The organism is Methylocystis echinoides (assembly GCF_040687965.1).
GTDB lineage: Bacteria > Pseudomonadota > Alphaproteobacteria > Rhizobiales > Beijerinckiaceae > Methylocystis > Methylocystis echinoides_A.
The window spans coordinates 3535653-3561257 of sequence record NZ_CP156084.1 but is presented as its reverse complement, the minus strand read 5'-3'; the positions used below and the strand labels follow the sequence as shown (position 1 = coordinate 3561257).

At 59.4% G+C, this 25605-nt stretch carries 26 protein-coding genes and 2 tRNA genes; 15 read left to right on the top strand and 13 right to left on the bottom strand.

Annotated elements, in window-relative coordinates; genetic code table 11:
• The first annotated feature begins 38 nt into the window (after window positions 1–38).
• From RVU70_RS17540 to RVU70_RS17520, 5 genes are read left to right on the top strand one after another with little or no spacing between them, the layout of a single operon-like run.
• A complete protein-coding gene (locus RVU70_RS17540) occupies window positions 39–347 on the top strand; it encodes a hypothetical protein (RefSeq protein WP_363348623.1) in 309 nt (102 codons plus the stop codon).
• Between the two features lie 9 nt (window positions 348–356).
• Window positions 357–560, top strand: a complete 204-nt coding sequence (locus RVU70_RS17535) for a hypothetical protein (protein WP_363348621.1) — start codon at window positions 357–359, stop codon at window positions 558–560.
• Window positions 561–571: 11 nt separating this feature from the next.
• Entirely contained in the window at window positions 572–895 is a 324-nt protein-coding gene (locus tag RVU70_RS17530) for a hypothetical protein (RefSeq protein ID WP_363348619.1), read from the top strand.
• A gap of 17 nt (window positions 896–912) precedes the next feature.
• Window positions 913–1335 carry a hypothetical protein gene (locus RVU70_RS17525; protein ID WP_363348617.1) on the top strand — a complete coding sequence of 141 codons (423 nt, stop codon included), beginning with the start codon at window positions 913–915 and terminating at the stop codon, window positions 1333–1335.
• Between the two features lies 1 nt (window position 1336).
• Window positions 1337–1867 carry a hypothetical protein gene (locus tag RVU70_RS17520; RefSeq protein ID WP_363348615.1) on the top strand — a complete coding sequence of 177 codons (531 nt, stop codon included), beginning with the start codon at window positions 1337–1339 and terminating at the stop codon, window positions 1865–1867.
• Between the two features lie 24 nt (window positions 1868–1891).
• Here RVU70_RS17520 and RVU70_RS17515 read toward each other — a convergent pair whose 3' ends face one another.
• A complete protein-coding gene (locus tag RVU70_RS17515) occupies window positions 1892–2377 on the bottom strand; it encodes an SgcJ/EcaC family oxidoreductase (RefSeq protein WP_363348613.1) in 486 nt (161 codons plus the stop codon).
• A gap of 213 nt (window positions 2378–2590) precedes the next feature.
• Between RVU70_RS17515 and RVU70_RS17510 the strand changes: the two genes are divergently transcribed.
• Window positions 2591–3178, top strand: coding sequence for a KGG domain-containing protein (locus RVU70_RS17510; protein WP_363348611.1), 588 nt, complete (start codon window positions 2591–2593; stop codon window positions 3176–3178).
• 1085 nt (window positions 3179–4263) lie between these two features.
• Window positions 4264–4533, top strand: a complete 270-nt coding sequence (locus RVU70_RS17505) for a hypothetical protein (protein ID WP_363348609.1) — start codon at window positions 4264–4266, stop codon at window positions 4531–4533.
• Window positions 4534–4777: 244 nt separating this feature from the next.
• On the opposite strand, the gene RVU70_RS17500 is transcribed toward RVU70_RS17505, so the two are convergent.
• Window positions 4778–4891 (bottom strand) — tRNA-Ala (locus RVU70_RS17500).
• A 390-nt stretch (window positions 4892–5281) separates the two neighbouring features.
• Here RVU70_RS17500 and RVU70_RS17495 point away from each other — a divergent pair.
• The gene (locus tag RVU70_RS17495) at window positions 5282–7051 is read left to right on the top strand and encodes an AAA family ATPase (RefSeq protein ID WP_363348607.1); all 1770 of its coding nucleotides are present in this window, start codon (window positions 5282–5284) and stop codon (window positions 7049–7051) included.
• 1 nt (window position 7052) lies between these two features.
• Window positions 7053–7907, top strand: coding sequence for a hypothetical protein (locus RVU70_RS17490; protein ID WP_363348605.1), 855 nt, complete (start codon window positions 7053–7055; stop codon window positions 7905–7907).
• A 516-nt stretch (window positions 7908–8423) separates the two neighbouring features.
• On the opposite strand, the gene RVU70_RS17485 is transcribed toward RVU70_RS17490, so the two are convergent.
• The 6 genes from RVU70_RS17485 to RVU70_RS17460 all read right to left on the bottom strand — a co-directional run bounded on the left by RVU70_RS17485 (window position 8424) and on the right by RVU70_RS17460 (window position 14715).
• Entirely contained in the window at window positions 8424–10145 is a 1722-nt protein-coding gene (locus RVU70_RS17485; RefSeq protein WP_363348603.1) for a hypothetical protein, read from the bottom strand.
• Between the two features lie 101 nt (window positions 10146–10246).
• Window positions 10247–10681, bottom strand: coding sequence for a hypothetical protein (locus tag RVU70_RS17480; protein WP_363348600.1), 435 nt, complete (start codon window positions 10679–10681; stop codon window positions 10247–10249).
• A gap of 225 nt (window positions 10682–10906) precedes the next feature.
• Window positions 10907–12093, bottom strand: a protein-coding gene (locus tag RVU70_RS17475) for an IS3 family transposase (protein ID WP_363346330.1) whose coding sequence is annotated in 2 segments (ribosomal slippage) — window positions 10907–11841 and window positions 11841–12093 — 1188 coding nt in all. Because the reading frame shifts where the segments join, the coding sequence is not laid out codon by codon here.
• A gap of 798 nt (window positions 12094–12891) precedes the next feature.
• Complete coding sequence (locus RVU70_RS17470) at window positions 12892–13176, bottom strand: hypothetical protein (RefSeq protein ID WP_363348598.1); 285 nt, start codon at window positions 13174–13176, stop codon at window positions 12892–12894.
• Window positions 13177–13586: 410 nt separating this feature from the next.
• Window positions 13587–14567, bottom strand: a complete 981-nt coding sequence (locus tag RVU70_RS17465; RefSeq protein WP_363348596.1) for a site-specific integrase — start codon at window positions 14565–14567, stop codon at window positions 13587–13589.
• 72 nt (window positions 14568–14639) lie between these two features.
• Window positions 14640–14715: transfer RNA gene (locus RVU70_RS17460), tRNA-Ala, on the bottom strand.
• 161 nt (window positions 14716–14876) lie between these two features.
• Between RVU70_RS17460 and RVU70_RS17455 the strand changes: the two genes are divergently transcribed.
• The 4 genes from RVU70_RS17455 to RVU70_RS17440 all read left to right on the top strand — a co-directional run bounded on the left by RVU70_RS17455 (window position 14877) and on the right by RVU70_RS17440 (window position 17268).
• A complete protein-coding gene (locus RVU70_RS17455) occupies window positions 14877–15158 on the top strand; it encodes a YggT family protein (protein WP_363348594.1) in 282 nt (93 codons plus the stop codon).
• A gap of 1 nt (window position 15159) precedes the next feature.
• Complete coding sequence (locus RVU70_RS17450; protein WP_363348592.1) at window positions 15160–15489, top strand: DUF167 family protein; 330 nt, start codon at window positions 15160–15162, stop codon at window positions 15487–15489.
• Between the two features lie 12 nt (window positions 15490–15501).
• Window positions 15502–16560, top strand: a complete 1059-nt coding sequence (locus RVU70_RS17445) for a MaoC family dehydratase (protein WP_363348590.1) — start codon at window positions 15502–15504, stop codon at window positions 16558–16560.
• Window positions 16561–16719: 159 nt separating this feature from the next.
• Window positions 16720–17268, top strand: coding sequence for a PRC-barrel domain-containing protein (locus RVU70_RS17440; RefSeq protein ID WP_363348588.1), 549 nt, complete (start codon window positions 16720–16722; stop codon window positions 17266–17268).
• Window positions 17269–17560: 292 nt separating this feature from the next.
• Here the strand turns inward: RVU70_RS17440 and RVU70_RS17435 are convergent, their stop codons facing one another.
• The 3 genes from RVU70_RS17435 to RVU70_RS17425 form a co-directional block, all read right to left on the bottom strand.
• Window positions 17561–19066: a replicative DNA helicase gene (locus tag RVU70_RS17435; RefSeq protein WP_363348586.1), complete on the bottom strand. Its 1506-nt coding sequence runs from the start codon at window positions 19064–19066 to the stop codon at window positions 17561–17563.
• Between the two features lie 345 nt (window positions 19067–19411).
• On the bottom strand, window positions 19412–19975 hold the full coding sequence (gene rplI, locus RVU70_RS17430; protein ID WP_363348584.1) for a 50S ribosomal protein L9: 564 nt from the start codon (window positions 19973–19975) through the stop codon (window positions 19412–19414).
• A 49-nt stretch (window positions 19976–20024) separates the two neighbouring features.
• The gene (locus tag RVU70_RS17425) at window positions 20025–21020 is read right to left on the bottom strand and encodes a DUF2232 domain-containing protein (protein ID WP_363348582.1); all 996 of its coding nucleotides are present in this window, start codon (window positions 21018–21020) and stop codon (window positions 20025–20027) included.
• A 263-nt stretch (window positions 21021–21283) separates the two neighbouring features.
• Between RVU70_RS17425 and RVU70_RS17420 the strand changes: the two genes are divergently transcribed.
• Window positions 21284–21649 carry a copper resistance CopC family protein gene (locus RVU70_RS17420; RefSeq protein WP_363348580.1) on the top strand — a complete coding sequence of 122 codons (366 nt, stop codon included), beginning with the start codon at window positions 21284–21286 and terminating at the stop codon, window positions 21647–21649.
• Between the two features lie 3 nt (window positions 21650–21652).
• Here RVU70_RS17420 and RVU70_RS17415 read toward each other — a convergent pair whose 3' ends face one another.
• Both RVU70_RS17415 and RVU70_RS17410 read right to left on the bottom strand, forming a co-directional pair.
• Window positions 21653–24211: an FtsX-like permease family protein gene (locus RVU70_RS17415; RefSeq protein WP_363348578.1), complete on the bottom strand. Its 2559-nt coding sequence runs from the start codon at window positions 24209–24211 to the stop codon at window positions 21653–21655.
• Complete coding sequence (locus RVU70_RS17410) at window positions 24211–24888, bottom strand: ABC transporter ATP-binding protein (protein WP_363348577.1); 678 nt, start codon at window positions 24886–24888, stop codon at window positions 24211–24213. The genes RVU70_RS17415 and RVU70_RS17410 overlap by 1 nt, the downstream gene beginning before the upstream one ends.
• Between RVU70_RS17410 and RVU70_RS17405 the strand changes: the two genes are divergently transcribed.
• Complete coding sequence (locus RVU70_RS17405; protein ID WP_363348575.1) at window positions 24875–25600, top strand: arylesterase; 726 nt, start codon at window positions 24875–24877, stop codon at window positions 25598–25600. The genes RVU70_RS17410 and RVU70_RS17405 overlap by 14 nt on opposite strands.
• Window positions 25601–25605: the final 5 nt, after the last annotated feature.

Below are 25605 nucleotides of genomic sequence, written 5' to 3'. Positions count from 1 at the left end.
CCGCGCGGCCGGCCCGCGCGTAGAAAGGAAGCTGACCTATGGCAACCGATGCAACGCTCGCCGGCCCCGCGGGCTTTCTCGCAGCAATCGACGCAAAGGCCGCGCGCATGGGCATGGACCGCGCCAAGCTCTTGCAGCGCGCTGGCGTCACCCAAGGCGCGTATGACGCATTTGCCGCGGCGCTGAACAGTGCGAGCGCCGAAACCTGGCGCCGATTGGCGAACGCGGTTTGCTCGCAACCAACTCTGTCTGGACAAACCGTGCAAGTGCTCGAAGGGCCTGGCGGCCAGGTGACGGGTCAATCCTATGGCGTCCACTGGCAGTCGCACCACGGCGATTGCGGCTGACACGCTGACATGACCGACCGCGACGAGCCCCGCCACGCTGACACGACCGCGAGCCCATGGGCGCCCGGGGAAAAGGTCATTCCGTGGCACGTCTCGCCGTTGCCTGATCGCGATCAGCTTTGGAAATTGCACAAGCAGCGCAACTGGATCGAGCGCGATCGTAAAGAACGACCACCGCCGCGACCACGCGGCATTCAAAGACGAGTTTACTGACGGAGAAGAACATGGACCGTGGCTATTGTAGATTTACTATCGGTGGCGAACTTCGCGCTTATGCGAGCGCGACGACGCCAGCTGATATTCTCGCGGGCATTTTGGCGGCGCTCGAACAGCACGGTGTTTCGCGCGAGCAGCTCGCAGTCAGCGTGGACATCGAGAAGCTGGAAGAGGATTTCGCAGCGATCGATGCGCGCGCGTTTGAAAGACTGCTGTCTGCCTTCGATTTTCATGGACTGCAAATCGCTGTCATCGAGGCGTACGAGCGCACGGGCCGCGGCGTAGTCTCGCGGAAAGACCCTGGCACGGAACACGGCCACCTGGCCGCGTGACAATGGAGGACGGCGCGATGACGACTGTTGCAGTTTTCTCACTGACCATCGCGCCGCCGCCCGAAGGCATCAACCGCCTTCATCGTGCGCTTCTGACGCACGGGCGCATTCGTGACGTGCTGTCCGAAATCCCATACAGCTACATCGTCAAATGCGAGACCGACACGACGGCCGGACAGCTCGCCGACATCGTGAGCGCGCCGCTTCCTGGCACCAAGTTTTTCGTGGCGCAGCTCCATCCTGAGCGCATCGCCGGCTTCCTATCCGACGCCGCGCGCGAATGGATGGAGGCGCCCGCGCCACCGCCAAGGAGCCCAGATCACGAGCCTGACGCCGAGGCGATCCTGCGCTTGCCGATGCTCGCCGGCCTCGAATATGCGGCCACCATCCGCCGCCATTCGGAGCGACTGCTTCACCATCAGACCGAAGGACACGCGTGACATGGGCGCCGCCGCCACCGCACTCTCGCTCGGTGCCACGGCCCTCAGCGCCGCCGGCTCTTATGCGCAAGGCCGGACTGCGGGCAGCAACGCCCGCCAGCAAGGCCAGGATGCGGTCATCTCGCGCTTCTACGACGCCGCGCAGGCGAAGCTTGCCGCGCAGGTGGGCGAGCTGCGTGCGACGCAGACCGGAACCTTTATGCGCCGGCAGCAAGAGGGCGTGCTGGCGAATGTGGACGCGGTGATGGCGCTCAATGGCGCGGTCGATCGCTCGCCGACGAGCTGGGCGGTCAAGAACCGCTACGAGTATCTGAGCGACGAGGCGCGCGACCAGGCCGTCACCAATCTTCGCATGGACGCGGCCGCCAAGCGTAATGCTGCGCAGCTCTACGCCATGTCAGGAATGCGCGCCATGCAGCTCGCCGATCAGAACGCGAGCGCGCTTGAGTTCAACGGGATTTTGGGCGGCGCGGGCGCGATTTTGAAAGCGCTCGCCGGCGCCTTTGCTCAGCCAGACCCCTATCGGTATTAATGCACAATCTGCTGCGCTCGCCCATTAGGCGACGATGCAGTCAGATTTGACCCACCTGATCGCTTCCGCGGAGTGCTCTTCCGGCATTTTCGATGAGTGATGCGCTACAATTTTCCATTCTTCCCCGATCTTATTGTAAACGAATGTGTATCGTGCATTCTTCTTGACCCGCTTTTTGGCTCGCCCCTCCGCAGAGCAGCAGGTCGGGTCCGCTTCGATAGCCTTGATGTCATTGATTTCGAAGACGTAATGACCTGAATTGATCGCGACGTTTCCCGTCGAACTAATCGAGTAGTTAATGAGATAACCTTCTGGCCGAGCCGGAAGAAACTCAGCCTCGAAATAGTTCCTAATTGCTTTTTGGCCAAAACAAGGGCCATTCCAAAGTGTTGGCACCAGAACTGCGTCCGGGGCATAAAGCGCTGTGACCGTCTCTGGGTTTGTGCAGTCCTTTAGGGCTGCAAACCACTTTTCAAGAAGTCCAAGGATTTGTTCATTCGTGGCCGTCATTTCGAAGCCCTCGATTGTATTAAATTACAATAAGATCAGCCCAAGGATCGCAGTAACGTCTAAATCGAGCGATCGAGCTCTTCCTTGAGGATGTCTCATACTTGGCCTCTCCGCAAGTACTACTAATCGTCAGAGGCAGTGCGCGATTGTCGGCGTGCGGAGCTGGTAGTAGTTTAGCTTTAGGCTATCACGAAGAGCGGGGGATGCAGCCACATGGACCAAGAGCAGCCAAAGAAAAGCAAACGCGGGTTCGCCTCGATGGACCCCGAGAAACGTCGTGAGATCGCCAGCATGGGCGGCAAGAGCGTTCCCGCCGAGCGCTTTGCCGTGACCGACGACGCCAGCGCGCGCCCGCTGCTCTACGTCAAGCTTTCTGACACGCCGGCAGATTGGTCGCAGGCGCTCAACTTCCGCGGCGCGACGGGCGCGACCGGGCCAGGCGGCGGGACGGTCACGTCGGTCGGGTCGGGCTTCGGCCTCAAGGGCGGCCCGATCACGGGCTCGGGGACGCTCGCGGTCGATCTGACGCAGTTCACGGTCGGCCTGCGCAACCGCCTGGTGAACGGCGGGATGGCCATCGACCAGCGCAAGGCCGGCGCGGCGCACACGCTCTCGACCATCTCAGGCGTCACCAACTACACCGCCGATCGCTGGGCGGCCTATCTCTCCAGCGCGGCCAGTGACTTCTCGGCGCAGCGGCAGACCGTCAACGCGGGCGGGATCGGCTACGCTCTGCGGCTGCAGCGCGCGAACGGCGCGACGGCGACGCCGACGAGTACGTGGTCAATGCGGCCTCTGTAGCCTTCCCCGAACCCATGCGCGCGGCGCCGGCTTTGACGCTCTATGACAATCTCGGCGCGTCGGGAAAGATCAGCCTCTACAATTCAGGCTGGACGAACGCATACACGAGCTTCACGACGCCAACCATCAAGGACGATTTCTTCGACCTTCGCGTTCAGCCTCCCAGGCTCCGCGCTCATCTCCTTCGACTACGCCGCGAACGCTGAGCTGTGAGCGCGACGCTAGAACTGCAGGAAAAATAAACCGCGGCAGCCGCTCCCACAGGGAATGGAGCAGGTTAGGGGCGTGTCTCAACAATAGAAAGTACGACGAGTTCGCTCTGTCTAGCCTCGTCTACGCCCTCTTGAATTGAGATTGCATATTTGTTGGGGAGGCCAATTAGATCGACGGAATAGCCGGTAATGCGACTGAGCCCCTACATCTCATCCAACAATCTCTTTACTCTGTAAGCCTTTTCAACCTCAGCTTTTAGCAGTGTAGGTGGAAGGCGCCTAGCTGTCACAGCACACAAGTTTAGTGCAGTGCCATCCACCAGCTTCTTGCCGGAATGGACAACATACGTCGAGTCGAGAGTTATGGGCGACATCCACCTTGCCAACGACCCAGTATTGGCTATCTCTTTCCTCGCCGAGAATGGTGGCATTCAACTGCTTTTGCATCTCGGCGGTCGCGCGCATTGACCGCCACAATGGGGGCTGATCGAGCGCCTCCACAATTGTCTGCACCTTTTCAGGATTTGACTGCGGTCCCAACGCAAGCTGCGTCAAAAATTCTTAGCATCTCACGCGCAGTTTCACCTGATGCTGCGGGTGCTGGTAGCATAGCAACCAATACACAAATCATTATTTTGATCACGCTTCATCTCCAAAATTGGTTCACAAGTCAAAATTTCGCTGTAGAAAATCCGCAATGGGGCGATCAAAATTAGCCGGTCCACGAAACGGTGCGGCCTGTAGTATTTATACACTTAGTGTAATTTTTCTCTATCTTTACTTTGGCAAATTCTTGAGGATTATTTAGCTCGGCCGAGCCGGCGCTGGAACGCAGGCCCGGCCTTACCGCAACGCGAAGTTGGGATTCGCGTTATGGCTGATAGAGAAGTAGCGCCCATTGGTTGTAAAATCATTCCTATTCGGCCGGATATCTGCCTGGCAGAGGCAGCGGCCACGGCTACCGCCGATCGCCTCATGCACGAATATCGGCTGATCGAAGCCTTGCGCGTCCGGTCTGAGATCGAGGGCGACCGCGCCCGCGCGAAAATCGCGCGAGAGATGGCGACGAACGCGCGCAAGGAATGGCTCACCGCGCTTCGCGAGCCCGTGCGCCTTCGCCTGGCTAAGACAAGCGCGCTTTGAGACACAAAAGGCCGGCCCCGCGAGAGGCCGGCCGCTCTTCGGTTGACGCCGGAGGAGCAGGGACCCGGCAAAGCCCCACGAGCGATCAAAGCCCACGGCGCCGGAGCTGGCAGCGCACCAAGGCGTGCAGGCCAGAAATAAGCGACAGAGCGCCTCAGGATGTCGTGCTGTAATACCAAGAGTAATACAAAAGCCGACCCTTGGTCAGAACCTATTGAATTTTTAGGGGAAACTTTTGCGCGCTTGGTGGAGCTGGGGGGATTCGAACCCCCGACCTCTGCAGTGCGATTGCAGCGCTCTCCGAATTCGCTTCGCTCATTCGACGCAATCAAAGATTGCTACCATCTGAGCTACAGCCAAGAAATCAAACGGTTAGCTGGTCTAGCATCTCCTTCAGATGCAACGTCCTAGAATAGCAAATTTGGGTCAAAACACAATAAAAAAGGCTCCAACTGCTCCAGAATTGCTCCACTCTCTCAGCTCTTAACAAACTGGTTTAATTGAGCTTCTCCCTCGCAGCTCTCCACCGGAGAGCGTTTGGATGTGCCCGAGGGGGTGACGATGCTGATTGTCGGGGGCGTAGCCCCCAGGAGTCGCGAAGCGACGGGAGCCAACCTCTCGAATATGGCACTGTTGGAGTATCGTAATCTGTTTGCTTCGATTCGAGGTGGGTAATCGAAAAAAGAGCTGCGCGGAGGCTGCTTTGGACAGACGAGGGATTAGACGCTCCTATTTCAGGGGTCCTGCCGTGCCTAGCGACGATTGCGAGACGTACTCGATTGAGGTGGGTGAGACCCGATCCCCTCCGTTCAAGTCGATCGATCGAATTGTTTGGACTGATATTCCAAAGTTTGCCGTTCTCACTGGATTGAACGGATCGGGAAAATCGCAGCTCTTGCGCTTACTCGCGCTAAAGCTAACTGAAGGTGATTACCCTGATAGGAAAAGACTGGATAGAATTCCGCTAAAAATAACAGGTCTAGCCATCGGGCCTGATGAGATTGCGTACCTTCCGAATGCTGACATGGGATTTAGAGTAAGGGAAGTTGATTTTAGGGACGCGGATAACCCGGAGAAATTCCTCCAAGGTTTAAGCGGCATTGATCGAGCTGTGTACGACGCGCTTGTAAAGAAAAAGCATCATATGAGTGTCAGAGACTTTGTGTCGAAGTCACATTCCTTCACGGATGATTCTTTATTCATGAGCGAGTACAACGACGTTGCTGCGGGGCTCGGTCAAGTCTTCTTGAATTACCAAATGAAGAAAGCAGAGAAGCTACTACAAAGGTGCACTGAGCCGGAGATTTCTGAAAAGCTTGGAGTGCCTCCCTGGGAGTTCATCAATGACGCATTGAAAGCAGCGGAATTCTCGTATCGTGTTCAGCCGCCCGGAGATGTGTTGCGCCAGAATTATGTTCTGAGAGTCCGATCGGAAGCCCATGCAGCAGTCATTGATCTGAATGACTTATCGTCGGGGGAGAAGATTATCTTGCGCGCGCTTCTATGGCTTTACAATTTGGAGCGAAATAAAATTTTTCCAAAATTACTCTTGCTTGATGAACCAGATGCACATCTACACCCGACAATGACACGTCAATTTATTGACTTGATCAAAGGGGTTTTCGTGGATCAGCACGGCGTAAGGGTAATTTTGACAACTCATTCGCCATCCACCGTAGCACTGGCACCTGAGGAATCGATATTCGTTATGACGCGTGAGCAGCCTCGTATAACGCGACCTGAGTCCAAGGCGGAAGCGATTGGAATGCTAACGTCGGGTCTGGTGATCGTTTCTCCAGGAACGAGATTCGTTCTCGTCGAGGATGAGGAAGACGCAGCGTTTTATGGCGCAGTTAGAGATGTCCTTGCAGATCAAGGACCGAGTAAGGACGCAAAGGCAATAAGGCCTGTTCCAAGCCTTGTATTTATGCCTGCCGCGAGAGGGAAGGGTGCGGAGAAGACCGGAGGAGGGAGGCATACGGTGACACAGTGGGTCGAAAAATTCGACGCCCAGCCATTGAGTGAAATGTTTCGAGGTATTATTGATCTCGACCAAGGGAACACCCCTTCGTCAAGAGTTTTGGTAATTGGCCGTCACAGTATCGAGAATTATAGACTCGATCCTGTTATTATTTTTGGATTACTTGTTGAGGAAGGAAGCGCGCCATCTCTTCCCGGTGGCAAATCAATTTCTTCGGGAGACGAGCATCTGATTCGGGAATTGCCTTCTGTCGCCATCCAAGCGATGGTTGACTACGTCGCTAAGGAAATCTCGCCAAGCATTGGAGCGATGAGCGATCCTGAGAAGAAAAAGAGGCTCGTCACTTTTTCAAACGGCGTTGAGGTAAAATATCCCGCATGGATGATAACTCGTCGGGGTCACGATTTATTCCAAACATATCGCAACGCCTTCGGACAGCACGTCGTTACTCCAAAAAGACTGGACAAAGCTTTCCGCCGAATAAGAATGATTCCATTGGAACTGGCTGAGATTATGGCGTGTATCCAGGATAACTAAGATGACACGTGAATCTCCTAGGCAGACGTGTTTTGTGGTTGGTCCAATTGGACCTTCTGCATCCGAAATCCGAAAGCATGCAGACTGGCTTCTGCATGAAATAATCGAACACGTCTTCCGAGAATTCGAGCCTAAGTTTCACGTGGTGAGGGCTGACAAGATGTCCGAACCGGGGTTAATTACGTCTCAGTTGATAAATCATCTAGTCGATTCGGACCTGGTTATCGCGGATATGAGCTTTATGAATCCCAACGCTTTCTATGAGATTGGTATACGGCACATGGTTCAAAAGCCGATTATCCATTTGTATCACTACGGAACTGAAATACCATTTGATGTAAAGCTTTATAGAGCTGTGGAGTTTAGCTACTCTACTCCCGATGAATTGAAAGCTGCACGTGCGGGCCTGAAAGAAGCGCTGGTTGCGGCAACGGCCCAAGGATACGTCGTCGAGAACCCGGTTACAGCAGCAAGAGGAAAAATGAAGCTCGAACAACACGCTACTCCTGAAACTAAGCTGATATGGGATCGTCTCGACCGAATCGATTCGCAGCTTCAAGCGATGGCTAAATTGCCTGGTCCGCGCAGCAACCCTTATGATTCAATGGGGCTTGTGAGGAATTTTGCGATCGAAGGAAACTTAAAGGGGACTATGCCCTTCAGCGAGTTCGCTAGAGTGCTGCATGGATTTCTCAACGAAATTTGCGAAGACAGTTTTTACAAGCTGGCTCAGACCATGGACGGTTTTCGCCTGGAAATTAGCTTGCCAAAAGAGAACCCTGAGAAGGTTGCTCAGATGATAACGAGCTATTTGCAAGCATTCGAGGGCATAAGTTATTTGCGTGTTGCGACCTGATTTAAGTTACTGGTTTCGAGTCAGCTCGCCATGTGGATTTTGGAGGGGGGTAGGAGGGGGGATGGGGGGTACACTTATAAAGTTGAATTACAGCTTGATATTTTGACAAAGAAATTCGAGGAAACCCTCGGGTGTGCTTCTGGGCATACTATATTATAGTTCAATGGTGAAGGTATATTCACGTAACTCCTTGAAAAATATAAGTGTCGTAAGTATAGAACATTCCCTGTAGTTGTAACAGATACTTGCTTTTGCGCACTAGAGAACGCTTCCGCGTCTGGGGTATAGCTTTAGGGGCCGGCTAATCGAGCCGGCTAAGAAAAACAAAACAAAAGATAAACTTAAGGGGCCAAACTACTGGAGTCAGCCCCTTAAGTAGGTGGTCCTTTCTTTTCCTTTCAACAAAGGGATAGAGCGGTCGCCGATAGGCCCCTGACCAGCAAGGGCTAAAAGTACTCAAAAAGCCAATAGGAGACCTCTATATGGTTTTCTGAGTACTTCTTCTGGCGCAAGCCGCTACTGCGCGATGGCCTCTTTTTTATCTAAACTATCGAAGAGGCGATTTACGTTGTTCTTTCCAATTCCAAGGACTTTGGCTATCTGGGTCTTAGACATTTCCTTGAACTCAGCTTTGGCTTTCAGGTCCTTCAAGGCTTGCTCGTTCTGAGTCAGCTTCTTCGGAATAGGGTTCCAATCCACGACAGTGCAACCCGGAAACACCCTCTTCAGCATAGGTCTAGGAAACCCCGTTCCTCGGTTGGTGCTGAAGATCATGTGGAGGGTGACGCCTTGGGGGCATTGGGTTCCGATGCTTCTTCGAACTGCCCCTCTACAGGCTGCCTGATAGACATTATGGGCAAACTCTCCGAGTCTGGTTCCTTGGAAGTCCTCGTCTGAGAAGTCTTCCTCCACCTTGGCCCCTTTCGCTCCACGGCCTATGGCTTCATACTGGCTGGTGGCGTAGTTCAATAGGTCGGCAAGGATGACGTGTTCACAGTCAACGTAATCGTTGGTCGCTGTGTGCTGCCCCCAGGTGCAGAAGCTGACGTTCGATCTATCCCTGATCCGTTCCCGAATCTCCTTCTCCCAATCGAGGTCTTTTTTGCCTCTCGGCTTCTTATGGATGACAAGGATCGGCTTGCCTTCTGGAATTGACGTAATCGCTTTCACAACTCCGTCGACCAGCTTCTTTCCGTTCGCGGGGTTTTGTTTGGCGTCTCTACCGCTTCCTCTGTTCCAGTGAAAGACAGTCAATCCTTCGTAGGTCTTTTGAGGTGAATGCAGGAACTTGATACCGTGGCGATGCTCATACCACAGTCGATAAGTCTCTCTCTGCGATCCAGAGGCGTCCATAATCAGCATAGGCCCGAGGTCTTTCGGAAGGAAATCCTCGTAGTCCAAAGCCGTAATGGTGTTCTGGTCCTTCCTGACTCGGCAGGGCTTGTCACTGAGCTTCCAAAGGTATTCGGTTGCCGCTTTGTGTCTAGGCGTCTCCACTAGCCCGACGATCTCATTCAACGCAAGGCGATGGCGATGGATGTCAGGAACAATCACAACGTCTTTGTCCTTTGCGTTCTCCAGTTCCTTTCGGAAGTCGGATAGCTCTTTCGCTAGCGCCATCTCTCCGGCAAACCGTAGGGGGTCCAGCAAACCTGATATCGACCATTCGTCCACAGTGAAGTGATTAGACGGTAGGATTGCCTCGTCCCAAATCTTGACTTGTCTCGGCTTGCCGTTCCAAAGGAACTGTCGGATAGACTCGAAGCTGTCTGTACTTCGACAGCAAGCCTCAAGCATCTGCTGGGTTGTAAACAGGACTCGGGCTTGCTGCTTGTCCGTATTTCCAAGGGCCAAAATTTCCGGGTAGTGACGGCTGACTATGGTTGAAAAGTCACTGGTTGGCAGGCCCATGTCCTTCGCCAGCTTCGCTATCTCCTCCACCCTGGAAAGAAAGATGATTACTCCTGTGGCGGCGTACTCCGTCATCTTGCTCAGGTTTCGTATGGCTTGGATGATCGTGGAGGTTTTACCGATGCCTGGAGCAAGACAGCTGACGTAGAAGCTGCTGTCTTTCAGGCTCCCGTCGGCCATGCCTTGGATGACTTTCGCCGCTTCCTCCAGCCCGTCCATTTGGTCAACGGAGGGATGGTGGCCGTACTCTTTGAACTTCCTCTCTAGGTTTGCTCGGGTCCGCTCTGTGAGGTCGTCTGGCTTCCTCAGGATATCGACTCTGGTCACTGGTATTGACTTGTGATTCATCAATGAAAGAAAAATCCTGGTAAAAAAGAGGGGATTGATGGATTCCCCTCTTCTAGCTGTTAATATAACTGCGTTAGCTGTTAACGTTGGTACATGGTCTTTGCCAGGAAGCGCTCATTCGCTGTGAATGAGAAGAATCCAGGCAATCGGAAGATGGTGTCTAGGCTTGTAGGCCCCATGATCTGAGAGAAGTCCTCCCGGCTGAGGCCACGGTCTACAAACCAATAGGCAAACCATTCCCCAATTCCTGTAGCCACAACGGCTGAAGGGGGAAGACGCTTTGAGAAGGAGGAAAGGTGGCCGTCCTTCTCTGTCTTCCAGATTACACGTATTCGGTCCTCGTCATTCAATCTGACGAAGATGCCTGAATGCCTGTTATCCCTTTCGAGCTGGTAACCAATTTCGTCGAGGTGTCCCTGGTACTCGTCAAAGGCAGGCCAGCTCTTGGGAGCGTTCCTGTTCTCCCGGATGGCTACGAATTGCCAGTCCTTCTTACCTGGTTCAATGGCATTCAAGAAGGATTGAGCTTGGTAGAGGCTTCGCTGGGGGCGGACTAACGCTTCTTCTCGAAACAAACTAGACAACGAAATAGCAGCTCCTTTGACACGGTGATGAGAAGAAGAAACGAAACGTAAATGCTCTCAAGCAAGAGCCGCTCCCTTAAGAACCTTCGGTCCATGGCCTTCGGCCTTAAGGAAATCTCGGTCCCTTCGGGTGGCATGTGACCTGCCACTGAAGTTTCATCCAGCGGCGATTGGAGCCCCGTGGAGTTTTACGCCGTGAGGCGCGATGTGAGCAACATGCGATCGGCGAAGCTGGTCGGGGTTGCGCAGCCGATTGCATGTTGCGGGGAGCGAGGCGGCGTAGGCTGCCGGGGTTAGGTAGGCGAGCGCGGAATGCGGTCGCCGGTGATTGTAGTCATCGACCCAGGCCGCGATCTTCTCTCGGGCGTGGTCTAGCCCGAGAAACAGCGTCTCGTTTAGGAGTTCGTCGCGCATCCGCCCATTGAAGCTCTCACAGAAGCCGTTCTGCATGGGCTTGCCCGGGGCGATGAAATGCCAAGCGATCCGATGCTCCTCTGACCAGGAGAGCATCGCGTTCGAGGTGAACTCCGTGCCATTGTCGGAAACGATCGTCCCTGGCTTGCCGCGCCTGCCGATCAGCGCCGTAAGCTCCCGCGCGACGCGACGGCCCGAAATCGACGTGTCGGGGATTGCTGCGAGACATTCACGCGTCGCGTCGTCCACGATGTTCAGAACCCGGAAGCGGCGACCGCTAGCGAACTGGTCGTGAACGAAGTCGAGCGACCACCGCGCATTGGCCTTTGCCTCAATTGGAATTGGCCCCCGTGTCCCGACGGCGCGTTTTCGCGATCGTCGTTTGCGCACGCTCAGGCCCTCCTCGCGATAGAGCCGGTAGATGCGGTTGACGCCCGAAGGCTCGCCCGCCTGGCGCAGCAAAATGAATAAACGCCGGTAACCGAAGCGCTTGCGGGCGTTGGCGAGATCGCGGATCTGCTCCCGCAGCTCTATGTCCGGCGAACGCCGAGAACGATAGCGGATCATCGTGCGATCCGCGCCGACAAGGCCACAGGCCCGCCGTTCCGACAGGCCCATCGCGGCCCGCAGATGCGCGACTCCCTCGCGCTTGGCGGCGGGCCCTACCATTTTTTTGACAGAAGCTCACGGAGCGCGGAGGCGTCGAGCATGGCTTCCGCCAACAGCTTCTTAAGCTTTACATTCTCCTCTTCCAGCGCCTTCAGACGCTTAGCCTCCGAAACGTCCATGCCGCCGTATTTGGCTTTCCAGTTGTAGAGCGTCGCTTCGGAAACGCCGTGCTTGCGGGCGAGATCGGCGGTCTTCGCGCCTGCCTCATGCTCCCGCAGCACGCCGATAATCTGCTCTTCAGTGAAACGTGCACGCTTCATTCGTCCGTCCTCTCAAAGGCCGGACTCTAATCGGTCGTGGAGGAACTTTGCAGTGCCAGGTCACATGGCCTTTAACGAGAACGAGATTGGACCGCCTGAGGTTGGAGGGGTCGCCATCGATGTAGGCTATCTGCTGGCCCCAACCTGCTCCGATGAGAACCCTGCTGACGTAAACGTAATTGTTAGGGGAGTTGCTTTCCGGGGCTGTGATGTGCCCGTTAGGCAATTTATTCCAATTGAAGCTCAAACCCAATGAATCTAGGAATTGGATATCGTCCTTATCGATTATTGCCGCTCCCTTCCTTCCGTCCTGAACCGGGACAATCGCAACCTCTCGTCCATTTTCATCTCTAAGAAATTTGATGTCCGTGAAATCTTCATCACTCGTCATTGACTGCGCTATTCTCCAAGAAAGACTCAATCGCGTGTTGGGCTGTTGCCCTATCCGTCCATTGTCCGAGTAGGAACTTTGGAACCTTTCCCTTCGGGTTCCTGTGTCGGATTACCCAAAGGGAAAACGGAGGCTCCTTCTTGATGATGAAGTCTCCACAGGGGGTCTCGCCTTTGATGTCCTCCAGGTAGTCGGCTTCTAACTGGAGGCGTTCGGCTTGGGTCCTACTCATTATCGGTCTCCATGGTCGTGGGATTTTTGGCCAGGGTTTGCACCGTTGTAGAGAAGACGTTGTCCCTCATGCTCCAGCATTCCCCCTAGTTGGATTAGGATATCGGGGGAGCTTTGGTATTGACGGACCAAGGCTTCGAATTCCTTCTGACAAACCAAATCAGCAAACGTGTCCATCAGTTGTTGCCTCCGAAGAGATCAAGGCCGTATGAGACGGGAGCGTCTTTAGGCTGCTCCTGGGGCTGCTTCGGCTGCTCGGTCTGGCTGCCTCGGTAACCCAGTCGTCCTGCCTCCTCTCGGAGCTTATTGGCCAGCATGGCTAGGGTGGCTTGCTCTCCACCATAACGGTTTAGCAGTTGCTCGTAAGCTCGGTTAACTTCAAACTCTGTGAGCATACGCTCGGCTTCATTTTGGTTAGACTTGGAACGGATCGCTTTATCTGAGAATTTGTTATAAGACATTTGGGAATACTTTCTTTGAGAATGGATAGCCTCTAGGATGCTGTAGGAAGGCCACTGGTGAGCTTTAGTGATTTTGGCTAGGGTAGTACATCCCCAGCTCTAAAGGCCACTGTGCGGGCTAACTGTGTGGCTTCTAGAGGCTATTGCTAGTGGAGGTATGATAGGAACCTAGCATACGGCCTCCTGAAGAGGTCTGCCTTGCCAGGATTTCCGATCTGTGCTAAGAGGGAAGGGTAGATTAGGGCGGAGCCTTTTAATAAAAATATAATAATATCTAAATCTAACTTCCCCGAATGCGCAGCTCTGAGAAAGATTAACCTCCGCTTGGAGCCTCGGGGGCTCACGACTTCGGCATTTCTTTCTCAGGCTGTTAGTATAATTCTACACGAAAACTACGCTGTAGTCAAGCCCTAGAGTTTAGCAGCGATGTCCTGCGCCTTCAGCTTCGTATAGACCGCCAGCATTCTGGTGTCCTTATGACCAGAGCAAACGGCAACCTCTGGCACGGACAGACCAACTTCAAAGAATCGGCTAATCGCTTCCCTTCGAAGGTCGTGGAACCGCAGGTCCTGGATGCCCACTCGGGCCTTCACCCGGCCCCAGGCTAAACGAACGGCATTACCGGAGATTGGGAACACTGGGCCTCCAGGCTGCCTCGGAAGCTGAGACAGAACTTGCAGGGCTGCGGGAGACAGGGGAACCGTCCTAGCGTCGCCATTTTTGGTCAAAGGCAGGTGGGCTGTTCTCTGCTCCAGGTCCACGTGCTCCCAACGGAGAGCTATGACCTCGCCTCGCCTCATGCCGGTGGCCAAGGCAAATAGAAAGACGTGCCTGACAAGCGGGTTCCCACATTGCCTGAGGGCTTCGTCCAGGGTCTCAAACTCTCCAGCCTCAAGCCTCCTGGTTCTGGCCTTCCCGTTGGAAGGCTTGGAGACCTCGGCACAGGGGTTAACTTTGAGCGCTATTCCCCATTCCCTTTTCGCGATCTCAAGGCAATGGGAGAGGATGGCCAGCTCTCGCCTTACGGAGCCGGTGGAGACCTTCTGGAGCCTGTCGTCTCGGTAAGAGGCTACGGCTGCGGGAGAGAGGTTCTTGAGCGATAGGGCGGCTATCGGGTGCTCAAACATCGTCCGGAGCCGATAGGCTTCCGAATTGCTGCCTCGCTTGGTCGGGGTGATCTGCTCCAGGTAGCGAGTCAGTAGGTCCCCTAGGGTCGTCGCCTTCAGTTCGTTATGGTTGGTCGGAAGCTCGCCCCTGTCGATAGAGCGCTCTTTATCCCGCGCCCATTTCTCTGCATCCGATTTTGAGAGGAAGGACTTTGAAAGGGACGGGAAGCCAGCTCGCCTGATCTGAGCTTTCCAGCGATTGCCCCGTTTGGTGAAGGTCGCCATGCCAACTGCTCCAAATTTGCTCCAAGAGCATCTTTGAAGGAGTAGGCCGTCTAGCTAAGTATCTGATTTACTTGGTGGAGCTGGGGGGATTCGAACCCCCGACCTCTGCAGTGCGATTGCAGCGCTCTCCCATCTGAGCTACAGCCCCGAGCCGTGGGCGGGTGAGTATACGCCGCGTCTTTCCCTGTCAATCGCCCATCGGCGTTTTGCGCGTTTTTTCCCCTTTGCGCCTGCGGCGCCGGGGGGAGGTTGCCGGGCGGGGGCAGGGAGGCTAGACAGGCCACGGCCCTTCATTTGCGGGACAATCTCATGTCTTATGCGGTCCTTAATCTCCTGCTCACGATCCTCGACCTTTACTGGTGGATCGTGATCGTTTCGGTGATCCTCTCCTGGCTCGTCGCCTTCGACGTGCTCAATACCCGCTCCCAGGCGGCGCAGACCATCTGGCGCGCGGTCGACGCCTTGACCGAACCGCTTTTGCGCCCGATCCGCTCGGTGCTGCCGGCGATCGGCGGGCTCGACCTGTCGCCGCTGATCCTGCTTCTCGGCATCCAATTCCTGCAAAATCTTCTGACCCACAGCGTGGGCTGATTTGGCGGAGCCCGAGCCGCCCTGGACAGCGGAGGCCTGCGGCGTCACGCTCTGGCTGCGTCTGACGCCCAAGGGCGGGCGGGACGCGATCGAGGGCGTCGAGACCCTCGCCGACGGCAGGTCCGTGCTCAAGGCGCGGGTGCGCGCCGCGCCGGAGGACGGCCGCGCCAATACGGCGCTGATCGAGCTGGTCGCCAAAGCGCTCTCGGCTCCAAAAAAGGCGGTGACGATTCGCTCCGGCGAGACGAGCCGTGTGAAGAAGCTTTTCGTCGCGGGCGACCCCGCGCCTTACCTCGACGCGCTGGCCCGGCTGGCGCCCACAAAAGGCTAAAGAGCGAAAGAGATGAGCAAGTCGAAGATCAACGTCGGCAATTTTTTCGAGGACTTCAGGCTCGGGCAGATTCTGCGCCACGCAGCTCCGCGCACCGTCACCGTCGGCGAAGTCGCGCTCTACACTGCGCTCTATCTGCCGCGCTTCGCCGTGCAATCCTCCAAGGCTTTCGCCGAGGCGATCGGCTATAGGGATGCGCCGATCGACGACATGCTCGTCTTTCATCTCGTGCTCGGCAAGACCGTGCCCGACGTCTCGCTGAATGCGCTCGCCAATCTCGGCTACGCCGACTTCAAATTCCTGGCGCCGGTCTATCCGGGCGATACGCTCGACGCCGTCTCCGAGGTCATCGGCCTGAAGGAGAACTCCAACAAGGAGACGGGCGTCGTCTACGTCCGCACGACGGGGAAGAATCAGCGCGGCGAGACCGTGCTCTCCTATGCGCGCTGGGTGATGGTGAAGAAGCGCGACAAGGACACTCCTGTCGGCCCGACGGTCGTGCCCGACCTGCCCAAGGCGGTCGATCCGTCCCAGTTGGGACAAGCCGTGCCGCCGATCAAGGTCGCGGCCTATGACAAGGCGCTCGCCGGCTCGCCTTTCTTCTGGGGCGACTACGAGAAAGGCGAGATGATTGACCATATCGACGGCATGACCGTCGAAGAGGCGGAGCACATGCTGGCGACGCGCCTCTATCAGAACAATTCGAAGGTGCACTTCAACCAGTACTATGAATCCCAAGGCCGTTTCGGAAAACGCATCATTTACGGCGGCCATGTGATTTCCATGGCGCGCGCGCTGTCCTTCAACGGGCTGGAGAATGTCTTCCATATTTCGGCGGTGAACGGCGGCAAGCACGTCAATCCGCTGTTTGCGGGCGGCACCATCTTCGCCTGGAGCGAAGTGCTGGATAAGGCGGAGATCCCTGGCCGCAGCGACATCGGCGCGCTGCGTCTCCGCCTGGTGGCGACAAAGGACAAGCCTTGCGCGGCGTTCCCGCTCAACGGGCCCGACGGCAAGCCGGATGCGGCCGTGCTGCTCGATCTCGACTACTGGGCGGTGTTGCCAAAGTAGGGGCCGCTCCCCGTCACGCTAGGAACAACGCCGGAGCCCGTCTGTTGTTAGGGCGCGTGAATATCACGTGCACGCTTAGTCTAAAGGCGCGGTTTCTTCGAACGGGCGCATGGCTTACATGCGCCCGTCAATCGCGCTGGCGACGACGGAGTAACAGACATGATCAAGGCGATTATGTTCGCGGCTACGCTGGCCACGGCAGGCGCAGGCGTTGTCTATGCGCAGCAGAGCGGAACGACCGGCGGATCGCCGGGCTCGACGATGGGAACCGGCGCCGAGCGCGGGACCGGGACGATGGGCACGGAGCGCGGAACCGGCGGCACGATGGGCAGGAGCGGCACGATGGGCGCCCGCGAAGGCGCGCAGACGGGCGCGACGGCGCAGATGATGACGACCTTGCCGCAGCACGCGACGGCCGTCTCCAACTGGTACGACCAGAACGTCTATGATCCGAACGATAACAAGATCGGCGAAGTGAAGGACATGCTGCTCGATCGCGAGGGCAAGGTCCAGGCGGTGATCGTGTCCGTCGGCGGCTTCCTCGGCATGGGGGAGAAGGACGTCGCGGTTCCCTTCGACGCTGTGTCAACGACGCAGCGTGAAAACAGGTGGTGGCTGAGCATGAACGCGAGCAAGGATCAGCTCCGCACGGCGCCCGGCTTCCGCTTCGACCGCTCGAAGCAGGCGTGGACGGTCGCCGTCCGCTGATCGGCGAAGACGCGCTCTACCTGGCCGAACATTGGCCCCGCCGCAGACAATGTGGCGGGGCTTCTCATGCCTCGAGACGCCGCCTTCGGCGGCTCCTCATGCTTCGAGACGCCGCCTTCGGCGGCTCCTCATGCTTCGAGACGCCACCTTCGGCGGCTCCTCATGCTTCGAGACGCCACCTTCGGCGGCTCCTCAGCATGAGGGGGTTCCAGTTATTGCTTAGGTTCGTGAGGAGCGCGCGCGTCTCGAAGGGCGATGTGCCTCGCAGCTTTGTCGACAAGCGCCGTCGGCGTTATAGCCGCGGGGGCAATTTCTCTTCGTCGGCGAGATTGGAGAAGCGCGTGACTTCAGCTTCGAAGGCGAGCGGCACGGTTCCCGTCGGGCCGTGGCGCTGCTTGCCGATAATGGCCTCGGCGCGGCCATGCGCGCGCTCCATCTCGGCCATCCAGTTGATGTGCTCTTCCGTGCCTTCGCGCGGCTCCTTGTTCTTCAGATAATATTCTTCGCGATAGACGAAGAGCACCACGTCGGCGTCCTGCTCGATCGAGCCAGATTCACGCAGATCGGAGAGCTGCGGGCGCTTGTCGTCGCGCGCTTCGACTTGGCGGGAAAGCTGCGAGAGCGCGATCACCGGCACATTCAGTTCTTTCGCCAGCGCCTTCAGGCCGGTCGTGATTTCGGTCAGCTCCTGCACGCGATTGTCGTTTCGCGACTTCGAGCCCGCCAGCAATTGCAGATAGTCGACGACGAGAAGATCGAGGCCTTTCTGCCGCTTCAGGCGACGCGCGCGCGCGACGAGCTGCGCGATGGAGATGCCGCCGCTCTGGTCGATATAGAAGGGGATGCTCTGCATCTCGCGCGAGGCCGCGACGATGCGCTCAAAATCGTCCTGGTTGAGATCGCCGCGGCGGATCTTGTAGCTCGGCACGCCGGACTGCTCGGCGATGACGCGCGTGGCCAATTGTTCGGCGGACATTTCGAGAGAGAAGAAGCCGACGATGCCGCCGTTGATTGTCTTATGCGAGCCGTCGGGCTCGACGTCGTACTGATAGGCCTTGGCGATGTTGAAGGCGATGTTCGTCGCGAGCGCCGTCTTGCCCATGCCGGGGCGGCCGGCGACGATGATCAGGTCGGATTTCTGCAGGCCGCCCATCTTCTCGTCGAGATCGATGAGCCCCGTCGAAATGCCGGAGAGATGGCCATCGCGCATATAGGCGCTCGAGGCCATGTCGATCGCGATCGCCAGCGCGTCAGAAAACCGCTGGAAGCCGCCCTCATAGCGGCCTGTCTCGGCGATCGAATAAAGCTTGCGCTCGGCCTCCTCGATTTGCGCGCGGGGGCTGGCGTCGACGGGCGAGTCAAAGGCCGTGTTGACGATTTCCTCGCCGATGTTGATGAGATCGCGTCGCACGGCGAGGTCGTGGACGATTCGCCCGTAGTCTTCGGCGTTGATGATGGTCGTCGCCTCGGCGGCGAGGCGCGCGAGATAGGCCTGGATCGTTACGCCGGCGGGCAGCTCGATGTCGGCCAGAAATGTTTTCAAGGTCACGACGGTCGCGAGCTTGCCGGCGCGAATGAGCTGCGCCGTCGTTTCGAAGATACGGCGATGCAGCTCTTCCGAAAAATGCTCTGGACGCAGGAAGTCGGAGACGCGGTCGAAGGCGTCATTGTTGACGAGAATCGCGCCGAGCAGCGCTTGTTCAGCCTCGAGATTATGCGGAGGCGCGCGATAGGCCGGCGGCTCGGGCTGCGCGACCGGATAGAGGCGCGCACCCGCCAATTGTTCGACTGGGGGCATTTGTTCTCGTCGACTTTGAATGAAACGCCGGGGCCTTCAGACGCGACGCGGAAGCCATCCGGATGCATGACGACATTCGCACGCGGTTGCTCCCCGCGCCAGCCTTGACTCTTACCCGCGCGTTTCGCGCGTCGATGTTGCGAGTCATATCCACAGCCACGCCATGGATTTTGCTCGGCGCAACGAAAAGCGCTTGCCTGTGCGGCGAATCATTCGCGTAGCGTACGCGGCCTATTGGCGCTCGGCCAGCGGCGTTTTTGGGCGCGCATCATGCCCCAGCAAAGAAAAAGCCTCCCACGGCAGGACCGTGGGAGGCTTTTTGAGATGACCCTTGCGGTCGACTGATTACATCTCGACGTCGCCAGCCTCGGCGAGCGCGGCGCCGACCTCGAGGCCGAGGTCGTCCATCGACGTCTCTTCGCGGGCGAAAACCGACTCGCCGCGGGCCTGACGCTCGGCCTCTTCTTCCGAACGGGCGACGTTGATCACGATCTTCACGTCCACCTCGGCGTGCAGATGCACCGGCACATTATGGAGGCCAAGCGTTTTGATCGGATGGGTGAGGACGATCTGGTTGCGATTGATCGAGAAGCCGCCGGCCGTCGCGGCCTCGGCAATGTCGCGCGTCGAGACCGAGCCATAGAGCTGGCCGCTCTCGCCCGCCTGACGGATAATGATGAAGATCTGCCCCTCGAGCTTCTCGGCGACGGCGGAAGCCTCGGTCTTCGCCTCGAGATTGCGCGCCTCGATCTGAGCGCGCTGGCTGTCGAAATGCTTCTTGTTCGATTCGGTCGCGCGCAGCGCCTTGCCGCGGGCGAGGAGGAAATTGCGGGCGTAGCCGTCGCGCACCTTGACCGTGTCGCCCATCTGGCCGAGCTTGGCCACGCGTTCGAGCAGAATAACTTCCATTTTCGTTTCTCCGAGAGTTGGCGCCTTTGTCAGGAAAATGCGGTCAAAGTCAATCCGACTCCGCCGTTTTTTGCGGCTGACCGGGCGCCGCGGCCGACTTGCGGTCGCGATAGTTGAAGACGGTGTCGGCGCCGCCGAGCACGGCGAGGGGCACGATCGGCCAACCGAGAAGGCCGAGCATGAAATAGATGATCGAGAGCACGAGCGCGCTCGACTTGGAGCCGCGCAGCAGCACATGCACGACCGCGAGCCCTTGCAGCATCAGCAGCATGCCCATGGTCGCGGCCAGCACCAGCCCGATGGCGGCCGAAGGCCCGCTGAACAGGGACAGGACGACGCCCGAGGCGAAGAGGCCGGTGACGGCGCGGGGCAGGCGGAAATCCATGGCGATGTCCGGCCAGGGACGGGTGAGCAGGCTGGAGGCCCGCGCAATGGTCCCGCCGAGCCAGAGATTGGCGACATGGATCAGCAGGCCGTAGCCCGCGAGAAAGGCCGGGACGGAGCGGGCGACGACGCCGGAGAGTTCCGTCGGATTGGCGCTCTCGGGCAGTTCCTTCTCGCGCAACATGGCGTCGAGCAGCAGGAAGGCGCGGGCGCGAATGGGGTTTAAGGCCTCGTCGAGCGAGCCGAAACTCAGCGTCGCGACAACCAGCCATAGAATAACGGCCGTCGCCAGCACGCTGGCGGCGGCGAGGCACGACCAACTCGCGACATTGCGGGTGACGAGATCGCGGCCGCCGCGCGGCGCGCCGGAGGCGGCATAGGCCCCAAGCCAGGCCGGCGCGGCGACGAGCAGGGCGTAGCCCATGCCGACGACAGGGTGCAGCGCGACCGAGAGAACGACGGTCGCGACCAGCGCCGAGGTCGCCCCGTGCACGATCCCAAAGCCGAGCGCCACGATGACGAGCGGCAGCGGCGCGAGATGGGCAAACAGCAGCCCGCCAAAGCCGCCCCGCGCGACAACGGCGCCAATCGCCGCCGCGGCGACGCCGCCGAGGACGGAAATGCCGATATTCTGCGGCGTAAACACGCTCTTGTCGGGCACGAGGTCACATTCCGGTCAGGGGCGGCCCGTCTGCGCAGACGCGCGGGCAAGCCAAAAAGCGCCGAAACGGCCTTTCGGCCGGCGGCGCGAGACGCGCTTCTACTCCGAAACCTTGCCAATGGGCAAGAGCAGGGCGCGGCCGCAGCCGGGTCGGCGTTCCTGAAAAATAACACCATGCGGCGAACAGCCCGCGACGCCGGGACGTTTCAACTGCGAAAAACGCGCCCCGCCTTCTCGCGCCGGGGATGCGAGGAGAAAGCAAGATGAAATCCGTTCTGACGGGCGCCCTTGCCGCGCTCGCCCTGACGGCGCTCGCCGTTCCCGTCTCGGCCCATGCCGTCCTCGTCGACTCTTATCCCGCCAACAAGCAACAGGTGCTCAAGCCGTTGCACACGATCCGGTTGGTCTTCTCCGGCAAGGCCGACGCGCTCTACTCCACCGTAAAGCTCAAGGACAACAAGGGCGCGGTCATCGCGGAGAAGACGCAGAAGGAGCCCTCCAGGGAGCTCACTTTGCCAACGCCCTCGCTGATGCCGGGCGACTATCACATCGTCTACCGGGTGCTTTCGGTCGACGGAGACGTCGTCGAAGGCAAGCTGGACTTCTCTATTTTTGGACTGGAGGCCTGAGCCTCACAGCTCGCGCAATTCGGGGCCCGGCCGGCGCGACAGCACGCGCCACGTTCCCGCAAGGCCAAGTCCGATGGTGACGGCGAGCGTCGCCGCCGTCGTCGCCAACGCCGCGGTGACGGAAAAGGCGAAGTCGATCTTCATCAGCAGCGTCACCATGGCGTAGGCGGCGCCCGTGCCGGCGGCGAGGGCGATGAGCGAGGCGACCAGGCCGACGACCCCGAACTCCAGTCCGTAAGCAGTGGCCAGCCACCTTCGCGTCGCGCCCAATGTCTTCAGCACGACGGCGTCATGTAGCCTGGCGCGCTGGCCGCTCGCGACGGCGCTGGCGAGCGCCAGGACGGCGGTGACGATGGCCAGGCCTGCCGCCGCGCGAGCGGCGAGCGCCAACTGTCCGGCGATCTTGTCGACAGCGGCCAGCGCCTCCTTCACGCGGACCGAGACGATCATGGGAAAACGCTTTGCGGCCTCACGCGCCAGTTTGGCGTCTGTCGCGTCCCGCGCGGCGACAGTCGGCGCGCCATAGGCGATGGTGAAAAGCTCCATGTAGGGGGCCTTGGCGAAAGTGTTGGGCGAGAACACCATCACGAAGTTGATGCCATAGCTGCGCCAGTCGACCTTGCGCAGGCTCGCGACCCGCGCGACGGTCTCGCGGCCCAGAACATTCACCTTGATCTCGTCGCCGAGCGACAGGCCGAGCCCTTCGGCGATGCGCTGCTCCAGAGAAACGAGCGGCGGCCCATCATAATCCGCCGCCCACCATTCGCCCGCAACGAGCTGGGAATTGGCTGGCACCGTGGCCGAGAAGGTGACGCCGCGGTCGCCTTCGAGCGCCCATTTGACGTCGTCGACCACGGTGATCCGTTCGACCGGGACGCCTTTAACCTCCACAATGCGGCCGCGCATCATCGGCACATGCTCGATCTTCGCGCCGGGGACCTGCTCGGCAAGAAAATCGTTGAAGGCTCGCGCCTGCGTCTTCGGCGCGTCGATAAAGAAGAAGTTCGGAATTTCGCCCGCGTCGGCGCGCTCCAGCTCGTTATGGATGGCGCCCTCGACCAGAGCGAGCGCGATCAGCAGCGTTTGCGTCAGGCCGATGGAGACGACGAGCGCGGGCGTGAGGCTCTTCGGCCGCCAGATATTGGCGAGCGCCAGCCGCAGTCTGGCGTCGCGCGGGCGGGGCAGGGCGCGGGCGACGCGCATGGTGATCCAGGCCGCGCCGCGCAGCAGGGCAAAGGCGGCGACCGACGTGGCGACATAATAGGCGCCGAGCTTCAAGTCGGAGGAGGAGAGCATCACCAGCGCGCCGAGCGCGATCGCGGCGAGAGCGGCCCCCGCCCGGTAGCGCCAGAGTCGCGCGGCGCGCGGATCGTCGCGCAGCAAGGCGGCGACGGGAATTTCATGCGCCCGGCCAAGCGGGGGGAGGGCGAAGATCAGTGTCACGAGCAGGCCGTAGAGGGCGCCGTAGAAGGCGCCGCGCGCGTCGAGCGCCGCCGAAACGGGGAGGTCCGCCGCCTGCCGCAGCGCTTCCGACGCCGCCCACGGGATGAGGGCGCCGACCGCGAGCCCGAGAAGGATCGCAAACGCCGCCGCCGCCATGACCTGAGCCAGCGCAATGGCGAAGACGCGCGAGCCCGTCGCCCCCAGCGCCTTCAATATCGCGAACTGCATGCGCTTGCGCTCGACGAAGCCTTGCACGGCGTTGGCGACGCCGGCGCCGCCGGCGACAAGCGCCGTCAGCGCCACGAGGGTCAGCAATTGCGTGAAGCGCTCCAGATTGCGCGAGAACTGCGGAGAGACGGCGTCGCGCCGGCGCGCCTCCCAGCCCGCTTGCGGGAAGGCTGCGTCGGCGGATTGGGCGAAGGCTTTTACGGCCTCGTCGCTGACATTGCCGTTGAGCGTCACGCGCGCCACATGGCGCACCACCGAGCCCGGCGTCACGAGGCCGGTGGCGGCAAGCGCCGCGCGGCTCATCATCACGCGCGGGCCGAAGCCGACCCCGCCGGCGAGCTTGTCGGGTTCGCTTTCGAGTTTGACCCGCGGCGTGACGCGCGCCGCGCCGATCATCAGCGGGTCGCCGAGCTTGATATCGAGCCGCGCCAGCAGGATCGGATCGACCGCGATTCCGAAGGCCCCATCCTTTTCCGCGAGCGCCTCGGGGAGGGGAAGGGCGGGATCGAGGGCGACGGCGCCGAAGGCGGGGTAGGTCGCAGGATCGACGGCCTTGATTTCGACCATCGCCGCCTCGCCGTCGTCACGCCGGGCCATGGCGCGCATCAGGGCGATTTCGGAGAGGCGCCCGCGCGCAGCGAAGAAGGCGCGCTGCTCCGGGCTCAATTCCCGGGCGACGAGGCTGAAGGAAGCGTCGCCGCCGAGGATCGTTCGGCCCTCGCGGGCGAGGCCCTGTTCGAGCGAGCGGGAGAGGCCCGAGACCCCGGAGATCGCCGCGACGCCGATGACGATACAGGCGATGAAGATGGCGAAGCCGCGCGGGTCTCCGAGGAGATCGCGCAGGGCGAAGCGCAGGCCGAAGGGAAGCGCGTTGAAACGAAACGCCCGCATCACGCCTCATCCGCCTCGATGCGCCCGGAGCGCAGCCGGACGCGCCGCCCGCAGCGCGCCGCGAGGCCGGGATCATGGGTCACGAGCACCAGCGTCGCGCCCCGGCGCTTCTGCTGGGCGAAGATGAGGTCGATGACCGCCGCGCCGGTCTCCGAGTCGAGATTGCCCGTCGGCTCGTCGGCTGCGAGGATCAGCGGATCGGGCGCGAGCGCGCGGGCCAGCGCCACGCGCTGCTGCTCGCCGCCCGAAAGCTGCGCGGGATAATGCGCAAGCCGGTCGGAGAGGCCTACGGCCGCAAGTTCGGCCTCAGCGATGGCGAAAGCGTCCGGCTTTCTGGCGAGCTCCAGCGGCACGGCGACGTTCTCCAGCGCCGTCATGGTTGGGATGAGCTGGAAAGACTGGAAGACCACGCCTATTTTCTCACCACGGAACCGCGCCAGCGCGTCTTCCGAGAGCGCGCCCATGTCACGGCCGTCTATCCTGACCGAGCCGGAATCGGGGCGCTCGAGGCCGGCGAGGGTCATGAGCAAGGTCGATTTCCCGGAACCCGACGGCCCCAGGAGACCAACCGTCTGGCCATGGTCTATGCTGAGGCTGACGCCCTTGAGAACATGGACCCGCGCGGCGCCGTCGCCCAGGGTAAGATCCACGTCGGCGAGTTCAATGACCGGTGGCACGGAGAAGCTTTCCTTGATTGGCGCGCCCATACAGACGCTTGTGACGACTTATCGCCTGTTCCGGGGCCGGCTCCAAATCGCCGCCTGCGCCCTCATTTTGGCGTCCCTGGGGGCCGGGGCCGAGGCGGCGGAAAAACGCATCATCGCGTTCGGAGACAGTTTGACGGCGGGGCCGGGGCTTTCCGCGGAGGATACGCTGCCCGTCCAACTGGGCAAACGGTTGGCGGCCAACGGCTTCAGCGTCAAGGTCGTCAATGCGGGCGTCTCCGGCGACACGACGGCGATGGGCCTCGCGAGGCTCGACTATGTGCTGTCCGACGGACCCGTCGATCTGGCGATTCTCGAGCTCGGGGCGAATGATATGCTGCAGGGCCTGCCCCCGGCGGAGGTCCGCGCCAATTTGGAGAAGATGCTCGAGATTTTCCGGTCGAAAGGCGTGAATGTCATACTGACGGCCATGGTCTCCAGCAACAATTGGGGGCAAGCTTATCGGCAGGAATTCGATTCGATCTATCCCGACCTCGCCACGAAATACGGAGTGACGATGGTTCCGTTCTTCATGGAAGGCGTGTGGGGCGACCCCGCTCTCCTGCTCGGAGACGGCCTGCATCCCAATCCCGCGGGCGTGCGCAAGATCGTCGAAAACATTGCCCCCTATGCGGAAAGAGCGCTCGCGCCCTCGGGCGCGGCGAGAGAATCGCGCGCCAAATAGGCGCG

What these genes read in the sequence shown, in the direction of transcription:
- RVU70_RS17535 (WP_363348621.1), top strand. Translation starts at nt 357, where the DNA reads ATGACCGACCGCGACGAGCCCCGCCACGCTGACACGACCGCGAGCCCA.
- rplI (WP_363348584.1), bottom strand. Translation starts at nt 19,975, where the DNA reads ATGGAAGTTATTCTGCTCGAACGCGTGGCCAAGCTCGGCCAGATGGGC.
- RVU70_RS17405 (WP_363348575.1), top strand. Translation starts at nt 24,875, where the DNA reads ATGACCGGTGGCACGGAGAAGCTTTCCTTGATTGGCGCGCCCATACAG.
- RVU70_RS17525 (WP_363348617.1), top strand. Translation starts at nt 913, where the DNA reads ATGACGACTGTTGCAGTTTTCTCACTGACCATCGCGCCGCCGCCCGAA.
- RVU70_RS17510 (WP_363348611.1), top strand. Translation starts at nt 2,591, where the DNA reads ATGGACCAAGAGCAGCCAAAGAAAAGCAAACGCGGGTTCGCCTCGATG.
- RVU70_RS17455 (WP_363348594.1), top strand. Translation starts at nt 14,877, where the DNA reads ATGTCTTATGCGGTCCTTAATCTCCTGCTCACGATCCTCGACCTTTAC.
- RVU70_RS17470 (WP_363348598.1), bottom strand. Translation starts at nt 13,176, where the DNA reads ATGTCTTATAACAAATTCTCAGATAAAGCGATCCGTTCCAAGTCTAAC.
- RVU70_RS17445 (WP_363348590.1), top strand. Translation starts at nt 15,502, where the DNA reads ATGAGCAAGTCGAAGATCAACGTCGGCAATTTTTTCGAGGACTTCAGG.
- RVU70_RS17505 (WP_363348609.1), top strand. Translation starts at nt 4,264, where the DNA reads ATGGCTGATAGAGAAGTAGCGCCCATTGGTTGTAAAATCATTCCTATT.
- RVU70_RS17420 (WP_363348580.1), top strand. Translation starts at nt 21,284, where the DNA reads ATGAAATCCGTTCTGACGGGCGCCCTTGCCGCGCTCGCCCTGACGGCG.
- RVU70_RS17440 (WP_363348588.1), top strand. Translation starts at nt 16,720, where the DNA reads ATGATCAAGGCGATTATGTTCGCGGCTACGCTGGCCACGGCAGGCGCA.
- RVU70_RS17540 (WP_363348623.1), top strand. Translation starts at nt 39, where the DNA reads ATGGCAACCGATGCAACGCTCGCCGGCCCCGCGGGCTTTCTCGCAGCA.
- RVU70_RS17490 (WP_363348605.1), top strand. Translation starts at nt 7,053, where the DNA reads ATGACACGTGAATCTCCTAGGCAGACGTGTTTTGTGGTTGGTCCAATT.
- RVU70_RS17435 (WP_363348586.1), bottom strand. Translation starts at nt 19,066, where the DNA reads ATGCCCCCAGTCGAACAATTGGCGGGTGCGCGCCTCTATCCGGTCGCG.
- RVU70_RS17530 (WP_363348619.1), top strand. Translation starts at nt 572, where the DNA reads ATGGACCGTGGCTATTGTAGATTTACTATCGGTGGCGAACTTCGCGCT.
- RVU70_RS17415 (WP_363348578.1), bottom strand. Translation starts at nt 24,211, where the DNA reads ATGCGGGCGTTTCGTTTCAACGCGCTTCCCTTCGGCCTGCGCTTCGCC.
- RVU70_RS17465 (WP_363348596.1), bottom strand. Translation starts at nt 14,567, where the DNA reads ATGGCGACCTTCACCAAACGGGGCAATCGCTGGAAAGCTCAGATCAGG.
- RVU70_RS17520 (WP_363348615.1), top strand. Translation starts at nt 1,337, where the DNA reads ATGGGCGCCGCCGCCACCGCACTCTCGCTCGGTGCCACGGCCCTCAGC.
- RVU70_RS17515 (WP_363348613.1), bottom strand. Translation starts at nt 2,377, where the DNA reads ATGACGGCCACGAATGAACAAATCCTTGGACTTCTTGAAAAGTGGTTT.